The organism is Halodesulfovibrio sp., from assembly GCF_025210605.1.
Lineage (GTDB): Bacteria > Desulfobacterota > Desulfovibrionia > Desulfovibrionales > Desulfovibrionaceae > Halodesulfovibrio.
This window is the reverse complement of the sequence record NZ_JAOARI010000013.1, coordinates 1-17,879: the sequence shown is the minus strand read 5'-3', so window position 1 is coordinate 17,879 and position 17,879 is coordinate 1. Positions and strand designations below refer to the sequence as shown.

The 17,879-nt window shown below is 44.9% G+C and carries 12 protein-coding genes and 1 tRNA gene; 10 read left to right on the top strand and 3 right to left on the bottom strand.

Annotated elements, in window-relative coordinates; genetic code table 11:
- Positions 1-393: 393 nt before the first annotated feature.
- Positions 394-2,523 (top strand): SulP family inorganic anion transporter, encoded by a 2,130-nt coding sequence (locus N4A56_RS04135; protein ID WP_295545220.1) that lies wholly within the window; start codon positions 394-396, stop codon positions 2,521-2,523.
- A 249-nt stretch (positions 2,524-2,772) separates the two neighbouring features.
- On the opposite strand, the gene N4A56_RS04130 is transcribed toward N4A56_RS04135, so the two are convergent.
- On the bottom strand, positions 2,773-4,362 hold the full coding sequence (locus N4A56_RS04130; protein WP_295545218.1) for a glycerol-3-phosphate dehydrogenase/oxidase: 1,590 nt from the start codon (positions 4,360-4,362) through the stop codon (positions 2,773-2,775).
- A gap of 623 nt (positions 4,363-4,985) precedes the next feature.
- A complete protein-coding gene (locus N4A56_RS04125) occupies positions 4,986-5,486 on the bottom strand; it encodes a hypothetical protein (RefSeq protein ID WP_295545216.1) in 501 nt (166 codons plus the stop codon).
- Between the two features lie 246 nt (positions 5,487-5,732).
- On the opposite strand from N4A56_RS04125, the gene N4A56_RS04120 reads away from it, so the two are divergent.
- The 9 genes from N4A56_RS04120 to N4A56_RS04080 all read left to right on the top strand — a co-directional run bounded on the left by N4A56_RS04120 (position 5,733) and on the right by N4A56_RS04080 (position 15,899).
- Positions 5,733-5,818: transfer RNA gene (locus tag N4A56_RS04120), tRNA-Leu, on the top strand.
- Between the two features lie 1,706 nt (positions 5,819-7,524).
- On the top strand, positions 7,525-11,310 hold the full coding sequence (locus tag N4A56_RS04115) for a proton-conducting transporter membrane subunit (RefSeq protein ID WP_295545214.1): 3,786 nt from the start codon (positions 7,525-7,527) through the stop codon (positions 11,308-11,310).
- Between the two features lie 2 nt (positions 11,311-11,312).
- The gene (locus tag N4A56_RS04110) at positions 11,313-12,272 is read left to right on the top strand and encodes a complex I subunit 1 family protein (RefSeq protein WP_293670156.1); all 960 of its coding nucleotides are present in this window, start codon (positions 11,313-11,315) and stop codon (positions 12,270-12,272) included.
- 11 nt (positions 12,273-12,283) lie between these two features.
- Positions 12,284-12,721, top strand: a complete 438-nt coding sequence (gene nuoB, locus N4A56_RS04105; RefSeq protein ID WP_293670158.1) for an NADH-quinone oxidoreductase subunit NuoB — start codon at positions 12,284-12,286, stop codon at positions 12,719-12,721.
- A gap of 11 nt (positions 12,722-12,732) precedes the next feature.
- A complete protein-coding gene (locus N4A56_RS04100) occupies positions 12,733-13,254 on the top strand; it encodes a 4Fe-4S dicluster domain-containing protein (protein ID WP_293670160.1) in 522 nt (173 codons plus the stop codon).
- Positions 13,247-13,774: an NADH-quinone oxidoreductase subunit C gene (locus N4A56_RS04095; RefSeq protein WP_293670162.1), complete on the top strand. Its 528-nt coding sequence runs from the start codon at positions 13,247-13,249 to the stop codon at positions 13,772-13,774. Before N4A56_RS04100 ends, N4A56_RS04095 begins: the two co-directional genes overlap by 8 nt.
- 1 nt (position 13,775) lies before the next feature.
- Positions 13,776-14,861: a nickel-dependent hydrogenase large subunit gene (locus N4A56_RS04090; RefSeq protein ID WP_295545211.1), complete on the top strand. Its 1,086-nt coding sequence runs from the start codon at positions 13,776-13,778 to the stop codon at positions 14,859-14,861.
- Between the two features lie 113 nt (positions 14,862-14,974).
- Complete coding sequence (gene hypA, locus N4A56_RS04085; protein ID WP_293670166.1) at positions 14,975-15,340, top strand: hydrogenase maturation nickel metallochaperone HypA; 366 nt, start codon at positions 14,975-14,977, stop codon at positions 15,338-15,340.
- The gene (locus tag N4A56_RS04080; protein WP_293670168.1) at positions 15,330-15,899 is read left to right on the top strand and encodes a 4Fe-4S dicluster domain-containing protein; all 570 of its coding nucleotides are present in this window, start codon (positions 15,330-15,332) and stop codon (positions 15,897-15,899) included. Before hypA ends, N4A56_RS04080 begins: the two co-directional genes overlap by 11 nt.
- 82 nt (positions 15,900-15,981) lie before the next feature.
- On the opposite strand, the gene N4A56_RS04075 is transcribed toward N4A56_RS04080, so the two are convergent.
- Positions 15,982-16,665, bottom strand: a complete 684-nt coding sequence (locus tag N4A56_RS04075; protein WP_295545209.1) for a C-GCAxxG-C-C family protein — start codon at positions 16,663-16,665, stop codon at positions 15,982-15,984.
- Positions 16,666-17,879: the final 1,214 nt, after the last annotated feature.

Genomic DNA, 17,879 nt, shown 5'->3' with positions numbered 1-17,879 from the left:
CCACCCAGCCCAGCAACAGTACATCCAAACCACTATAACCATTGAAGTATTAACTAATATTCTACTTAGTTATTTTTTTCACAAAATATTTTTAGTTTTAAAAACATATTCACAAGACAACTACCTGTTTTCAAAAACTTTTTTCCATGAAAAAAGAAAAAAACACGTCAGCGCGTACTAACTTTGCTCTTTTCTTCCTTAATTCTTGGTGATAGTGCTTACTCTCGTGCTTGAGTAATTATTCACAATTACATGTACCAATGTGATTTACATGCTTTTTTGACAATTGATTGCCTGCTGCACCATCCTGGCATGATCGCTCTTATTGTGAAACTCAATGTACCGTACTTTAAGACAAAGGATGATGCAGCCTGCTAAAGGAAAGTTTTTGGAATGCTAGCCAATCTTTTCCCTTTCACGAACTGGATTAAGGACTACAATACAGACTCTCTGCGCTCTGACGTTATCGCCGGTTTAACAGTGGCTCTTGTTCTTATCCCTCAGTCTATGGCATACGCGCAGCTTGCCGGACTCCCTGCGTACTACGGGCTTTATGCATCATTCTTAACTCCCCTAATTGCCGCCTTGTTCGGTTCCAGCAGCCAGCTGGCTACCGGTCCTGTTGCAGTTGTGTCTTTAATGACAGCGGCATCTCTTGAGCCACTTGCCACAATGGGAAGCGAAGGCTACATCGCCTACGCAATCCTTCTTGCTCTTATGGTAGGTGGTTTTCAATTCCTTTTAGGCGTCCTTCGACTCGGACTTGTTGTTAACTTTCTCTCACACCCAGTTATCAACGGATTCACTAATGCGGCTGCTATCATCATTGCAACGTCACAAGTATCAAAACTTGCTGGTGTGTATGTAGATAAAGCCAGCCACCATTACGAAACTCTTATCCGCGTCGCGCAAAGCGCTTTCAACTTCACACATCTGCCAACACTGGGCATGGGGCTACTTGCCTTTGCAATTATGGTGGGATGTAAGCGATATTTTCCAAAGATTCCAAATGTACTGGCTGCGGTTGTCATCACCACCTGTCTTTCATACGCAACCGGTTTTAATCATGACATGACCGTGCCGGTGGCATCTATTTCATCTTCGCAAGCGCAACATGCTATTACCGAGTTCAACAGTTCACTGATGCAGGCAGAAAGTCTTGCGGCTAAGCGGACTGAATTGAGCAAAAAGCTCTCTGCTGCTGAAGCTTCTGGCGAACCGCTTCATGCTTTGAATATTCAGCACGAGCTGAACACAATTGCTTTACAGCTCGACCAAGTTAAAGCTCAGAGTCACACCCTGCGCAAAAGCCTTAGAGAAATGCTTTTTGCCGGAGTAGAACTTTCTGACGGAACTCTGATGTTTTATCCGACCAACAACGTACCAGAAGGTATGCAAGCCGATGGAAGAACGTGGCGCTTGCGCGTCGGTAATGCACCGCTCAACGCTACCGGCATAACAATAATGGGTGGAGGCGCGGTTGTAGGCTCCATTCCTTCAGGGCTTCCGAGCTTTGCTACCCCAACGCTTGATCTTTCTGTTGTGCTCCACCTCATTCCATTTGCGATTATTATTTCGCTGCTTGGCTTCATGGAAGCAATTTCCATTGCCAAAGCCATGGCTGCCAAAACAGGACAACGCATCAATCCAGATCAGGAACTTATCGGGCAAGGACTTGCCAACATGGTAGGAGCCTTCGGCAAGAGCTATCCTGTATCCGGTTCATTCTCCCGTTCCGCAGTAAACCTGCAAGCCGGTGCTGTTACAGGAATGTCTAGCGTATTCACATCAATTATGGTTGTGCTAACGCTGCAATTTTGCACACCGCTGCTCTACCATCTGCCACAAGCAGTGCTCGCTGCTATCATTATGATGGCTGTATTCGGGCTGCTGAATGTTTCCAGCTTTGTGCATGCATGGAAAGTGAAATGGTACGACGGTGCAATTTCAGTAATCTCCTTCATTACAACACTCGTATATGCTCCGCATCTGGATAAAGGCATCATGTTGGGCGTAGCTCTTTCTTTAGCCATGTTCCTATACAAAAGTATGCGTCCTAATGTTTCCTTTTTCTCACGCACACCGGAACAGACACATACAGACACCGCAATATCTGAACTTGAACACTGTAAAGACACTTCCGTCATTCAATTTGAAGGTCCGCTCTTTTTTGCCAACGCAAGCTTCCTTGAAGATATTGTTACAGAAAAAATTACGGAAAACGCTTCACTCAAACACATAATCCTCTCCGCAGGAGGGATTAACGATATTGACTGCTCAGGCGCTGAAGCTTTGGAGCTGAGCATTGAAAAAGCACATGCGCATGGCATAACTTTTTCTCTATGCTCTGCGAACCGAACAGTGCTTGCAGTCTTACAACGTGCTCATTTATTAGAAAAAATTGGCACAGAAAACATTTACGCCACAGCTGAGCAAGCGTTATGCAATCAGCATGGATTTACAGCAACTGAAGACAATGCCACTGGCAGTCCTCTTCCTGAAGCTTACTTCCACGCCAGTTAGGCGTTCCCGTAAACAATCTCAACTGATTGGACTAAAGCGCTTATATGTCCAGCCAGTTGAGGTTGTTATGGCTGGCTCAAACATACGGCGCACATTAGCTACATCATTATATATAGCTCAATTGTACATAAAGAGTATTTTCGAAGCTTACTCACCAAAGCAAAATTTCATTTCGCATTATTAATGAGAACAAAACAAAAAACCCGCTTCCAACTGGAGGCGGGTTTCATTTACGTAAAACAAAGCAGGTTACAATTCGCAGCAATTTCCTGCAACGTATAGAGCTGCTACTTCTCGGAACTCTGCTAACTGTGCATCAATCCATGCATCTGCATCGTCACCAGAGAGACCAAGTTCAGCAGCCATAAGTCGCGCAACTTCCGGCGCAGCTTCTATTGTCGCTTCTGCATCAAGAAGCAATGCACGGGTACGAAGCGCAAGAACACCATACAAAGTATGCGCCATTTCAGAACGCACAGCCCATACCACCTCAACTTTACGGTATGGCAGACGACTGTGCACCAATTCTGCCAAGCAATCATCTTCGTCCAGCAGATCGTATAACTTCTCTGTATCGCTGCCGTACACACGAAGTGGGTCACTCTTAGAAAAGTCACGAGTCCAGCCATGCAACGGCAGGTTGCTGGTTCGGCAATCTGCTTCCGGTAATCCAGCTGTTTTCGCACAGGTGTTAACAACATCTTCTGCCATCTTACGGTATGTTGTCCATTTACCACCCGCAATTGTGACAAGCCCTGATGGAGAAACAGTCAAATAGTGATCGCGGGACAACGTGGATGTTGCGCCTGAGCCTTCTGCTTTAATAAGCGGACGGATACCATTAAATACACTGCGAACATCTTTACGCTGAGGCTTACGAGCAAGGAAGCGCCCAACGTGTTCAAGAAGAAAATCAACTTCTGCATCAGTCGCTCTTGGTTCCATTTCCGGGGCATCAACTTCTGTATCTGTTGTCCCAATAATAAGTTTATCATGCCAAGGCAGAACAAACACAACGCGCCCGTCATCAGTTTTAGGAATAAGAATACCAGCCTCGCCCGGACAAAATTCTCTGTCGAGCATTAAGTGAATTCCCTGACTAGGTTGCAGAATAGGCGTTACGGAAGGATCATCCATCTGGCGAATATCATCTGTAAAGACACCTGTCGCATTAACAACTGAACGTGCGTAAATTTTGTGTTCTTTGCCTGTTAGCAAATCAACAGCAACCACACCCCGTACAGTTTCTTCTTCTTTGATGAGTGATACAACCTGCATATGGTTAACCGGACAGCCACCAAGGTCATTCATAGTGAGCGCCAGCGCCATTACATACCTTGAATCATCAAACTGACCATCATGATAACGGACGCCTGCTTTTACTTTTGCAGGATTCAAACCGGGAACATGGTTAAACACGCGGTTACGTATCATTGGATACGAGAATCCAAAGCTGAACGGCCCTGACAACAGGTCATACACGACAAGCCCAGCACCATAATAAAGTGTTTCCCACCAGCTGTAGGTTGGAACAATAAATGATTGGTCATCCACCAGATGCGGTGCATTGCGACGCATGCGACCACGTTCATGCAGCGCATCATATACCAAAGAAAAATTCATCTGTTCAAGGTACCGCACTCCACCATGGGCAAGCTTTGTGCTTCGGCTGGAAGTAGCCTGACCAAAATCCGCAGATTCAAGCAGAACGGTTGAATACCCTCTTGAAGCAGCATCTACACCGGAACCAAGTCCGGTAGCGCCACCACCGATAATCAGCACATCCCACACATCCTGACTTTCAATTCTTTCAATAGATTCTGAACGCTGCACACTCATCTCCTGAATATTTTGTTCCTGCGCTAATGGGCGAGGCAGAAACTTTTTTTATTATGTCGCCAAAATACTTATTATTCAGCGTTGAATAACTAGAAACGCAACGAAGCTAGTTGTTCCATAACATTGTTACACTTGCTTTGTTCAAGTTATCATTTGTCAAATTTAATAGTACCTCATTTCAGGCTATTAAAGCAAAATATTCTTTTCACAACTCAATGTAATCGTTTCATTTTTACAACATATAATACTTTTGGGAAATCCAGCTCGTAATCTTCCGAATCAACTTTTGTGCTTTAATTTTGCTGTATTTTCCAAATAAGTATTTCTGCTCACCTTGTAAAGATATTAGTTATCGATACTATTTTTGTTACATTTTTTTTCCATCAGCAAATTCAAAGATCAAAAGATACGGTCTACTCAGTCTTGGCTTACGAGCAAAAAAAGCGCCCTGCGTATGCAGAGCGCTCGATAATAGCTACAAAATCATGGCTAGAAAAAACATATAGCTTAAGTTCAACACCCAAGCCCATACTTGTATCAAGAAAAAATCTCTCTAACCCTTGAGATAATATTCTCTTTTTTCTGAACTAGTATATAGCTTGAGCAGCCCTCAGCCTATGATGCTATTTCATTTTTCCACCATTCATCATCATTGGCTTTTCCATTGGCATCATCATGCCGTCTTTCATCATCATTGGCATCATCATACCATCTTTCATCATCACAGGCATCATCATAACCATGCCGTTGCCCGTCATCACTGGCACCATCATGCATTCCATCTTCATATCTTTCATCATCATTTTGTCGTTTTTCATATCTTTCATCATTGGAATGAGCATGCCGTCTTTCATCATCATAGGCATTTTAATTACGCCGCATTTTGCCATCATCATCGGCATTTTTTTATCTTTCATTTCCATGCCGTCTTTCATCATCATTGGCTGCATTCCGCCGTCTTTCATCATCATAGGCATGAGCTTTCCATCAGAATTCATCTTCATCATAATCATGCCGTCTTTCATCATCGGTTGTTTTGCCATCATATCTTGTTTCATTGCAAATGATGAGGCAGCAAGGCTCATAACGATTGCGGTAATCGCAAAAATACGTACTAATTTCATGAAATATCTCCTGATTATACTCTATGTAGCTTTCCGGTGCGTTCTCGCTTGCACGAAAAAACACGGTACATAGTAACCCATTCTCAGGGAGTAGCAGCCATGATATTTTATTAGATTCAAAACTTTTTGAAAAAAAACATAAAAAACACTTGCCAAAGTTTGTTATTCCACATAAACACATTTCCGCGTTGAGGGACAAAAGCTTAACGCACCTCAGAGCGACGCATTAGCGAAGCTCATATAAGTGCCCAGGTGGTGGAATTGGTAGACACGCTATCTTGAGGGGGTAGTGGGCCACGCCCGTGGGAGTTCGAGTCTCCCCCTGGGCACCATGCACTTACAAAAGATCATACGAAAGTATGATCTTTTTTTTTGCTCGATGCACATTTCCCTAGTCACTCTAAGCTTCTTCTCCCATGCCCCCCTCCTATCGACAACACTCTGCCCCATCTTGAAAGAAACAAAAAAAAGCCTGACCATTTTTTATGGTCAGGCTTTTCTGCTGAACCAAGGTTCAGCCTCATACATTATTTAAATCTATTGGCGTAATTTTCGCTCATATGCTTAATTGGGCGTAAAACATATGAAAAGATGATGCGGTGTGCCTTGCATTTCTATTCGAAAATATAGATTTCGCTTTCATGTGAAAACTATCACATGCTATCTAGGCTTTGCAACACTTTTCCTACATTTTTGGTTCTACCCGTTTTAAATTACAGAATTAATGATAATGAACTCTTACTTTCACCACATCTCAATGCAAAACAAAAATTTCACTCTATACTTAACTTACAATCACCTGAATTAGTGACACTATTCTGCCTTATCACTAGCTTGTGAGTTTTATCACTATGTATCAATTATGATATATTTTTTATGGAGCCTAGATAGTTTTTTATCAACAGCAAAAAACAGTAGTTACGTGTTAAATGAAAGTTTTTAGAATCTTATTTTTAAAAAATAGACACTAATTATTTTTTTTTGCGATTTTTATTCTTATTTTATTGTATAAAAATTTTTTTATGCATTTTTTTTATCTATCTTCAGCCAAAATAAAACAACTTCATTTTTTACTACGATATTTTTTTGTTCATAGTTATTTTTTTCCATCATTTTATTCAGAAAAAACACGATTCTACATACAAAAAAAACATCATTTTTTCTTCTCTCAGAAGCTTTTTCACTTCACCCTGCGATATTATTGTCTTTTTTTCCAAAACAGCCATCAACAGCGGTCAAGCGTTCTCTTCTAAATGCTGCTTTTTCAGGGCATTACACGACACCACAAAAATCAAAAGAAAGATTGTGCGATCAATCAAAACAAGCTATAGGTTCACTGCATGATCAATCAATAAAAATACATCAATCCATTAATCCATGAGATTAACACCTACTAGTAAATGGGCATTAACCCTTATTTTCAAAAGCATTCATAAAAAAAAGCGCAGCTTTTGCAAATAAGTTACAAAATTACAGGCTGTTAATCTAGGAAGTAGTACATCGCTCTTCTTCAATGTAGACCAAAATACTCAAAAAAAGAGACGAATGGTCGCTAAATTGTTTAATTGATTACTCATTCAAGTGTAAAGAAATGTAAAAGAACTATATTGCTGATTAGATTTGTGGTTAAGAAAATTCCCACAATCGTGTCCTATCAGCTCAATTTTCTTTTCCTTCTTTGAAAGGGTAATCACCAAACTGAAAAATAACGAGCTGCCAGCTACTTCACCACACAGTTTCAAATTACGGGAGTGCCGACCCGTTTTTTCGAAAAAGTGTCATGCGTATGACTGTTTCTTCCGCACTAAAAGGGCAACGTGCAGTTGAACAGTCCGTCATACAGGAAGTGCTGAGCCGTGTTGCGACGGCGCACTGGATTCGGATTGAAAGAAACAACACCGCAGATTGAATATAGCCGCGCTATATTCAGGGAAATGGGGTTTCCTCTGCGGTGTACTGGAAGAATACCGTGGATGTACCTGCTATAGGTGCGTCTGGGCAGTCGGTATTGTCTTCTTTCATAAGGAGCAAGAATTGCATGTTACTTGAAGTTACCACTTCTCACTTCTCAGTCTACTTTGGGTGTTTGATTCTGCTGCTTACGCAAATTTGGGCTTGCAAGCAGTTTAACAAATTAACAACCGTACTCCTTTTTTCCAGCATTGCGGAAATCGGAGCTGTCCTTGCAGGGTTCGGGACAGGAACAATCTCTGGTAATGCAGGCGCTGCATTACACCTTTTCTATCAGCTCTCCATAAGAGGTCTGGCTGTTTTTGCACTGTTCGGGCTGGCAAGACAGTTTGGCTCACTCGATCTTACTAACCTGCGTGGCGCATTCAAGCGTGCTCCACTTTTCGCAGGAATCTTCGGGTTTGCCATGTTTTCTGCCATCGGATTTACTCCGTTCAAGGGTGCGTTAAGCAAACTGGCTCTCACATATGGACTTATCAGTGCTGAAATGTACCTGCCAGCAATCATGCTGCTTGTAAGCAACTGTATTGCCTTGTGGTACACCATCACCATTGTTCAAACACTGTGCTTTGAAGCACCGGAAAATGCAGAAGACAAGCCTGCTACCTCCATGATTCTCGGTGGTATCACCGTAATAATTGGTGCAGCTGTTGCTGTATCTCACATTTTCCCAGATCTGATCCTGCATCCGGTTATGGCGATATTCGGTTCAGAAGTCAGCCTGCCTGAGTTTGAAGCTCACTGGCCACTTGCTGCTTCACTTCCGTATGTCGGCGCATTCCTGTTGCTGATTCCGTCACAGTACATTCCGGCAGCACTCAAGCGTTTTGACTGGCGCTTTGCACTGGCGACTGCATTATCTGCAGTTGCACTGATTGCAACCACCACTACTGACGCACCTGCGCTTTCCAAACTTTTTGCATGTATCATGTCCGGCATCGGACTTATTGTCACCGTCTACTCAGGTGGATACATTCATAAAGAAAACGCAACCCGCTACTGGTTCTTCCTGCTTCTCATGCAGGGTTCCTTGATTGGTCTTACTCTTACCCAGCACCTTGGCTCTCTCTACGGTTTCTGGGAACTGATGACCTTCAGCTCTTACTTCCTCGTTATTCACGAAGAAACTAAGAACGCGTTTAAAGCAGGCTTTAAATACTTCTTTATGTGTGCAGCCGGTGCATATGCCCTGCTGTTCGGTATCTTCCTTATCCACAGTGCAACAGGTAGCTTTGATTATGCTGCCATTGCTCAAGCAACAGAAAACATAAGCCCTGCGCTTGCCGGTATTGCTGCGCTGCTCTGTTTCTTCGGCTTTGCTGTAAAAGCTGGTCTTGTACCATTCCACAGCTGGCTACCTGCTGCTCACCCTGTGGCACCTTCTTCCATTTCTGGTCCGCTCTCCGGTATTCTTACAAAAACCGGTATCTACGGCATGCTCATGGTATGCTTTGCCCTCTTTGGAGCCGGATACTTTAATCAGGAAGGCGCATTCAATATCACAACGCTGATTACCGTGCTTGGCGCAGTAACCTTGCTGTTTGCAGAAGTCATGGCACTTATGCAGACCAACGTTAAGCGCATGCTCGCATACTCCACCATGGCACAAGTCGGTGAGATTGCAGCGGTACTTGGTCTTGGAACATACCTTTCGCTCACTGGCTCCATGGCGCACGTTGTGAACCATGCTATCATGAAAAACCTGCTGTTCCTCGGTGTTGGCATGCTTATCCTCCGCTCAGGAACATACACTATAAGCAAGCTGAAAGGTATGGGACGCGCAATGCCGCTTACCGGTCTTTGTTTGTTTGCAGGTCTCATGGGTATTATGGGACTGCCACCATTCGGCGGTTTTGTAAGTAAATTCCTCATGGTTTACGCAGCGATGGATGCAGGTCAGCCACTTCTGGCAGTTATGATTCTTGCCGGTGGTCTGATGGGCGTTGTGTACTACACCCGTCTTGTACGCATCCTCTTCTTTGAAAAATACGAAGGTGAGCCGGTTGCAGAAGCTCCGCTTACCTGTCTCATACCAATGGGTGTACTTGCTACAGCATGTCTCTTGCTGGGCGTATTCCCGCAGCTGAACTTTGTTATTGTTGTTCCTGTAATGCAGTCTCTGCTTGCAGCAGGCAAAATTGCAGTTCAGCCTCTGCCAGACTTAGCTGTCGGCTGGCCGCTCTACGCAGCAATTCCAATGGTTGGCGCAGTAGTTCCGTACATCCTGCGTGACAATCTGGAAAAATCTGCATGGGGTTCCGTAGGCGTTCTGGTACTTGCATTTATCGGTCTTGGTTTCTCATGGGGTTCTCTGGACGCGCTCAGCATCAGCTACAGCCTCCTCATTATCCTCATGGGTATTCTCAACATCGTATACTCTGCAAACTACATGGATCACAGCCACACCCAATGGCGTTTCTTCACCCTATTCCTGCTGATGATCGGTGGTCTGCTGGGTGTTGCAACAAGCTCCAACATTTTCACGTTCTTCCTTTTCTGGGAGATCATGTCCAGTTGGCCGCTTTACTCCATCATTATCCATGAAGAGTCCAAGAGTGCTCTCAAAGAAGGCTTTAAGTACTTCACATTCAACATTCTTGGCGCATCCTTCATGTTCTTCGGTGTAGCAATGCTCACAGCAGAGTCCGGTGTATTCGGATTCGGTGAACTTGCTCAGGCGCTCGGAACTATGTCCGGCTCCACCGGTATGTACGCAATGGCATTCATCGCGATTGGCTTTGCTATGAAAGCTGCAATGCTTCCACTGCGAATTGATATCTGGATGCACCCTGCAACCGCACCGACTCCGGTTTCCGGTTACATTTCCTCTGTACTGCTGAAAACAGGTCCTTTCGGACTTATGAAGCTCTTCTTCATTATCGGTGGCGCAGGGTTCTTTGCAGGCAAGTCCGGCTACTGGGCGCAACCGGCAATTATGTACACTCTTGCATGGGTTGCAGGCATCACCATCTTCTACGCTGCACTTAAAGCAGTAATGCAGACATCTATTAAACGTGTGCTGATTTACTCCACCGTTTCCCAGATGGCATATGTGCTTCTCGGTATCTGTATGGCAACATCGCTGACAGTGTCCGGTGGCTTGATGCACTTTGTGAACCACATGTTCTTTAAAAACCTTCTGTTCCTCGCAGCAGGTGCAATCATGTACCGCACCCATGCCGATACGCTCGACGAGCTTTCCGGTATTGGTCGCAAGATGCCGTTTACACTCACCGTATTTGCCATTGCAGCATTCTCCGCTGTAGGTGTTCCGCCACTCAGCGGCTTCACTTCCAAGTGGATGCTCTACCACGGTCTTATGGATGAGGGCGAAATTCTGCTGGCACTGCTTGCTTTGTCCGGCTCCGTGCTTACTCTTGCATATATGATTAAGTTCCTGCACTCCGCGTTCTTCGGTCAGTTGAACCCAAGACTCGAAGGAGTAACAGAAGTAGGCAAACTTATGCGTATGCCGATGGCAATTCTGGCTGGCGCGTCCCTCTTCTTCGGCGTGTTCCCAGGACTGCTTCTGGCACCTGTAAACTCCATCATCGAATCTACCGGATTCGCTCCGCTTGACATTAACCTCGGCGGTATCGCTACCGGTTCAGGCGCGTGGGACGCAATTTCATGTGCACTGGTGATGGCAATTTCCTACGGTGTGGCTCGTTTGATCCTCTCCTTCATGAATAAATCTGAGCGTATCTGTCATACCCACGGTTGTGGTGTTACCGACATCAGCGCAGAAAAATCTCATGTCAGCGGCTCAAACTTCTACGAACCTGCACTGACCGTACTGGAACAGTGGCTGAATCTTCCAGCTGAATTCCTTTCCGGTAGAAGGAAAAAATAGTCATGTTAGATATGCTTTCACATAGCTTTCACTTACTCATATTCCCGGGCGGACTTTTCGCTCTGCTTCTGGGGCTTCTTTTGAAAGGGTTTGACCGTAAGATCTGCGCGCGCCTCCAGCGCCGCGTAGGTCCTCCGATCCTTCAGCCTTTCTACGACATCATTAAATTGAGTCAGAAAGAAACAATCATCCCTGATACCGCAAACAAAGCAATCTTCAAGTTTGCTCCTGTATTTGGCTTCATGGGCATGATGGTAGCAGCAATGCTTATTCCTGTACCGGGTGTATGGGATGGCGCTACCGGTCTTGGCGATATGCTGATGCTTCTGTACTTGCTGCCGATTCCTGCAATCGCGTTTATGCTCGCAGGTTCCGCGTCCAGCTCCCCGTACGGTGCAATCGGTACATCCCGTGAAATGGTTCTCATGTTTGCGTATGAAATTCCTCTGCTTGTTGTGCTTCTTACTGTTGCTCTCAAAGCAGGCGGCGCAGACGGTTCCGAGTTCTCACTGGCACAGGTTGTAGCCTACCAGCATGCAAACGGCTCTTTTGGTTTCAACCTGACAATGCTTCCAGCATTCATCGCATTCCTTTGCTTTATTCCGGGCACAATGGGCGCTGTTCCATTTGACCTTCCGGAAGCTGAGCCGGAATTGCTTGAAGGCCCGCTGCTTGAATACTCTGGTCCACTGCTTGCCATGTTCAACCTTATGAGTGCGCTCAAGCTGGTTGTTGTAATGGGACTTGGTGTTGCACTCTTCTTCCCGGGAACTGTTCCGGGTGGTGCTTTCGCCAACCTTGCATGGTTCATTTTCAAATGCTTCATGCTCATGCTTGTATCCGTGACCATTGTTCGCTCTGCAACCGGACGCCTGCGTACTGACCAGACCTTCAAGTTCTACCTCAAGTACCCGTCTGTACTGGCATACGTGAGTCTTGGACTGACCCTTCTGCTCAAATAAGGAAAGCTGATATGTCTATTATCGATGCTATTAAAAGCAAGGCTGTCCGTTCTCCGTGGTTGTACCGTATTAACGCGGGCTCCTGTAACGGTTGTGACGTAGAACTTGCTACCACTGCGCTTATTCCGCGCTATGATGTTGAACGCCTCGGCTGCAAATACTGCGGTAGCCCGAAGCATGCTGATATTGTTCTTATCACCGGCCCTGTGACCGCTATGGTTAAAGATAAGGTGCTGCGTGTTTATGAAGAGATTCCAGATCCTAAGGTAACCGTTGCTGTGGGTGTATGCCCGATTTCCGGCGGCGTGTTCCGAGGTAGCTACTCTGTACCGATTATGCTGGACGATATTATTCCTGTTGATGTGAACGTAGCCGGTTGTCCACCGCGCCCTCAGGCTATTCTTGAAGGTGTAGCTATGGCACTGGATATTTGGAAAACACGGATCTAGGAGAGAGAACGATGCTTAGTATCTTTAAAGTTCTTTGGAACAACCTTAAGCAAGGTCCTTCCACTGACCCGTTTCCGTTCGGTGAAACCTTCACTCCGGCTCGACTTCGCGGCAAGGTCACTGTTGACCCTGAATCCTGCGTTGGCTGTGGTGTCTGTGCAACTGTTTGTGCAGGTAACGCAATCAAACACGTAGAACGTGAAGACGGCTCCGGTAAGGATTTCTACGTATGGCACAACACCTGTACATTCTGCGGGTTATGCCAGCATTACTGTCCTACTGATGCAATCCGCCTGACCAACAACTGGTCTACCGCGCATCGCAACGAAGACAAATACAAGATGAAAGAACACGAGTTTATTGCATACGCTCGTTGCTCCGAATGTGACCAGCCAATGCCGCATATGCCGCATGCTATGCTCGACCACATTTACGGAACACCGACTAAAGAACTCGAGAACATCTACAGTCTTTGTCCTGAGTGCAGAAGACAGAAAGCCGCACAACAGTTTGGAGCTCAGATCCATGATTAACACAATGAAAGAACGAGTGATTGAACTCGTTAAAGCCATGCCGAAAGGTGCAGAACTTAGCTGGACTGCCGACCTTAAAGAAAACCAGTACGGCTGGGTTACCCTTAATGATGTTGCAGACCTTCCTTTGTTTGCAGAAAAAATTCTGCCGGAAGGACGCCTTGTAACCATCTCTGCGTGTAACGCTAAAGCAGACGACGCAAAGTCCTTCCACGAAGTGTGTTACCACTTTGTTATGAAAGGTCTTTCCGTAACTGTTACCGTACTGCCTACCGGTGTTGAGCCGACTGTGCCTTCCATTACACAGTGGCATAAGTCAGCAGACTGGACTGAACGCGAAATGGCGGAAAGCTACGGAATTACCGTTGCTAACCACCCTAACCCGCGTCCGCTGTTCCTGCATGAGGGTGTACAGTCCGAAGCAATGGAACGACTTGTTCCTCTTTCCACCATGACCAACAGTGCGTCTACCAACTCACTTTGGGAAAAAATTATGGGTGAGAAAGGAGAGGAGAGCTAGCATGTCTAATACATACACTATCCCAGTCGGTCCCCTGCACGTTGCTCTTGAAGAGCCAATGTACTTTCAGTTGGATGTAAAAGGTGAAGTAGTCCAGTCCATCGAAATGTTTGCCGGACACGCTCACCGTGGCATGGAAAGCCTTGCGCTTGAACGTAACTTTTTCCAGAACATCGTACTCACAGAGCGCGTATGTTCACTCTGTTCCAACAACCACCCGCTGACATACTGCATGGCGCTGGAAAACATCGCAAAAATTCAGGTTCCTGAACGCGGTCAATACCTGCGCGTTATTGCAGACGAAGTAAAACGTATTGCTTCTCACATGTTCAACGTGGGCATCGGTCTGCACGTTATCGGTTTTAACACACTCTTCATGCATGCCATGGAAGTACGTGAAACCATGCAGGATCTCAAAGAAACCATTTGGGGTAACCGAATGGATATTTCCGCCAACACCATTGGCGGCGCGAAGTACGATCTTGATGACGAACTCGAAGCGTATCTCCGCAAGACCCTTGAAGAATTGAAAAAGCCAGTGGAAGAGTTCAGACATATGTACGCAACTCACCCACAGGTAAAAGCGCGTACTCAAGGCGTAGGCATCCTCCCACCGGAAGCTGCCATTGAATACGGTCTTGGTGGTCCTGTAGCACGCGGTTCCGGCATTGATAACGATGTCCGTAAAGAAACACCGTACGCTGCTTACGACAAGCTTGCTTTCAATGTTGTTCTTGGAGAAGGCTGTGATGTTCGCTCTCGTGCACTCGTACGTCTCGGTGAAATATTCGAATCCATCAGTCTTATCGAACAGTGCCTCGACCAGATGCCTAAAGGTCCTATCTGCTGTGATCCACTTCCGGATATTCCGGCAGGTCAGGCTGTGGCACGCTCCGAAGCACCACGCGGCGAACTTATCTACTACATGCGTACCAACGGCACCATGTACCCAGAACGTCTTAAATGGCGCGTACCAACCTATGTAAACTGGGAAGGTCTGCGCGTAATGCTGGATAAAGCGAAAGTTGCGGATATCGCACTTATCGTAAACAGCATTGACCCTTGCCTCTCTTGTACAGAGCGTTAAGAGTCCAACGTTGAGACAATAGCTGTTTGGTTGCCTCCGGCGGCAAGGGCGTTGCCCTTATGCCCGCAAAGGAGACAACCAACAGTATTCAGTAGAGTAAGAGGAATAATCTGATGCATGAATTAGCTATCACTCAGAGTATGATCGCCATAGTCAACGAGACCGTGAAAGACAAAGACGTCATCGTTCGCGAAATTCGCATAGAAATTGGTCAACATACCTGCATAGAAAAGCACACTCTCGAAGGTTGCTTTGAAGTTTGCACAGAGAACACTCCTCTTAAAGGTGTAAAACTGACATACATTGATGTTCCGGCAAGCTGGAAATGCAAAGAGTGTCACTACACGTTCGAACAACGCGTCGCGGATACATGTCCACGATGTTCAAATACAAATCTTACCATGGTTACCGGTCGGGAACTGCAAGTAAAGAGTCTCGAAGTGGAACCTGTTAATAAGGATGATTCTCATGGAAACTAAAGAATACGCATTGGTTGTTGACGCTGAGAAATGCAAAGGCTGTAAAAAATGCGAAATCGCTTGTGTTGAAGCACACACCAGCCTTACACGCAAAGAGATTATCAAAAACAAAGCTACCAACTTGAGCCGCATCAAAGTATGCAAAATTGAGAAAGCTAAAGTTCCTGTACAGTGCCACCAGTGCCACAACGCACCTTGTGCTCGCGTTTGCCCAACAGCAGCTCTCGTTCGTGAACCGGGTATGGTTCGTGTTCGTCAGCAGCTTTGTGTAGGCTGTAAAATGTGCGTAATGGTTTGTCCTTTTGGTGCTATCAACGTTGCTCACAACGAACCAATCATTGGTGATGCAGCTCCTACTTCCCGCAAGGTTGCAATTAAATGCGACCAGTGCTCTGAATGGCGCGCTAAAAACGGTGAAGAACTCACTGCATGTGCAAAAGCATGTAAATTCGGCGCAATCAAATTCGTTGAAATTCACGAATATCAGGCGCAGAAAGCAGAAGAAGCTGCACGCTGCACCGTTGAAGCTTGCAACAGCGAGTCCCAGTCCATTAACTAGTCTCGCAATCTACTAGAAAATACAAAGGCTGGTCTTCATCTTTGAAGACCAGCCTTTTTTGTTATTAAATGCGGAGGAGTTTTTACCCTACATCGACAGTATATTGTATGGCTGCTTTCTTATCCACGGTCGGAACAAAGGAGCCGTCTATTTTTGCATTCAAAATCTCTATTGCCTTACGTGCAACATCCGCTGTCAGACGTGCACAACGCTCAGAACGCTCTTTTGATTTGACCGGAAAGCCAGAAGCATGTGCCCAACGGACTTTAGACGTCGTGCAAAGAACATTACCGATAGTACAACTCGGCAATTCTACATCAAGCTTGCAATTAGTAGCTGGGCGATAAATCGGCAGTGGTGTTGTATCATGCCAATAAAATAGCTCGCGCACGAGTTCGTTATGTTCTTTCTTCTCGTAAAACAATCCATAGGCAAACGCTGCACCGAGTAATGCTCCGCAAGTCGATTCCCAACCGCCAACGCCACCACGACCTGCCTTCATGACATGGAATGGAAATTCGTTATACGGGGCACCGTGTAATTCTGCCATCTGCCCTATTATGCTGTAAAATGCACCGTAGCAACAACCATAGCCCCCAATAAGCCCGTCGTACGCCATGCGTTCTCCAACAGCCGGATCAATACGAAGGGGCTGCCATGCAGGATTATCGGGGAATACTGTTTCTAAGGTAATCTTTTTCTTTTTATCCGTGCCAGCAGATTGGCCTGGGAGTTTCTGCGGCTGTGTTTCCGGCGAACGTGTCATGAATTCTCCTATATGATTCCGTCTAATACCGTCCAACCACTTCCTGCCTGTCAAACACAGCCAAAGTCAAGAATGCTTGTGGTCTTTTTGAAGACCAAAAAAAAGCGCCTTTCGGCGCTTTTTTACTTTCTGCAACGTTTGCAGCAAGTACAATTGGTTCCACAACCTTCTTCGGCGAAAGTTACGTCTACCAAAGCATTCTCAAATTTTTTCCATGCACTCATAATGTATTTCATTTTGTTTTCCTCCGTTAAGAAAGTAACTATGCCTCACTGTCTGATAAGTAAAATTCAATTTTTTCACTATTCTCATGAAAAAAACTTATTATTGGAAAATAATGCACTATTACAGATCTTTATAGGTAGGTAGAACTATCTTTTGCTAATTTTATAGTCGAAAATTTTTTATTTTTAATATTTTTATCACTGCACTACTCATTTTAACGAACAATAAAACTCTCTCTTAAAATAAAAAAACCTGTAGAACTTCTTCCACAGGATGAAAACAGTATCATTTTATTATTAAGACGTTAAGTATCGAATAAAACTACTAGTGAAAATTTTCACTTTTTACATATATTTTATTTCTTCTACAAAAAAGAAAAGCGCCTTTCGGCGCTTTTTCTACTTTCTGCATCGTTTGCAGCAAGTACAAATGGTTCCGCAACCAACTTCTGCGTAAGTTACGTCTACCAAAGCATTCTCAATCTTTTTCCAAGCACTCATTACGTATTTCATTTTGTTTTCCTCCGTTGAAAGAGTAACTATGCCTCGCGACTCATAAAGTAAAATTCAATTTTTTCACCATTCTCATAAAAATTTTTTATCGATCACATATCGTCAGTAAATTTAGACTATTACATCGATAGCACAAACACGAGGCACTCTTTACTACAACACAGTTTACATACATTCCTTTTTTTCAGTCCCAAAAAGACGCTTGCCTCTTACCCAGATAAAATAAAAAACCTGCGGAATGACTTCCACAGGAGTGATAACGAATCAGATATTTTTTAATAGAGGCAAGTAATTGCTATACTGACCCTACTTGCTCTTTCTGGTTTTGACGTTGCAAAAAAAGAAAAGCGCCTTTCGGCGCTTTTTCTACTTTCCGCAGCGTTTGCAGCAAGTACAAATGGTTCCGCAACCAACTTCTGCGTAAGTTACGTCTACCAAAGCATTCTCAATCTTTTTCCAAGCACTCATTACGTATTT

Bases quoted from the DNA above. Each gene is read 5' to 3' on its own strand.
- N4A56_RS04090 (WP_295545211.1), top strand. From the start codon at position 13,776: ATGTCTAATACATACACTATCCCAGTCGGTCCCCTGCACGTTGCTCTT.
- hypA (WP_293670166.1), top strand. From the start codon at position 14,975: ATGCATGAATTAGCTATCACTCAGAGTATGATCGCCATAGTCAACGAG.
- N4A56_RS04135 (WP_295545220.1), top strand. From the start codon at position 394: ATGCTAGCCAATCTTTTCCCTTTCACGAACTGGATTAAGGACTACAAT.
- nuoB (WP_293670158.1), top strand. From the start codon at position 12,284: ATGTCTATTATCGATGCTATTAAAAGCAAGGCTGTCCGTTCTCCGTGG.
- N4A56_RS04075 (WP_295545209.1), bottom strand. From the start codon at position 16,665: ATGACACGTTCGCCGGAAACACAGCCGCAGAAACTCCCAGGCCAATCT.
- N4A56_RS04115 (WP_295545214.1), top strand. From the start codon at position 7,525: ATGTTACTTGAAGTTACCACTTCTCACTTCTCAGTCTACTTTGGGTGT.
- N4A56_RS04110 (WP_293670156.1), top strand. From the start codon at position 11,313: ATGTTAGATATGCTTTCACATAGCTTTCACTTACTCATATTCCCGGGC.
- N4A56_RS04080 (WP_293670168.1), top strand. From the start codon at position 15,330: ATGGAAACTAAAGAATACGCATTGGTTGTTGACGCTGAGAAATGCAAA.
- N4A56_RS04130 (WP_295545218.1), bottom strand. From the start codon at position 4,362: ATGAGTGTGCAGCGTTCAGAATCTATTGAAAGAATTGAAAGTCAGGAT.
- N4A56_RS04100 (WP_293670160.1), top strand. From the start codon at position 12,733: ATGCTTAGTATCTTTAAAGTTCTTTGGAACAACCTTAAGCAAGGTCCT.
- N4A56_RS04125 (WP_295545216.1), bottom strand. From the start codon at position 5,486: ATGAAATTAGTACGTATTTTTGCGATTACCGCAATCGTTATGAGCCTT.
- N4A56_RS04095 (WP_293670162.1), top strand. From the start codon at position 13,247: ATGATTAACACAATGAAAGAACGAGTGATTGAACTCGTTAAAGCCATG.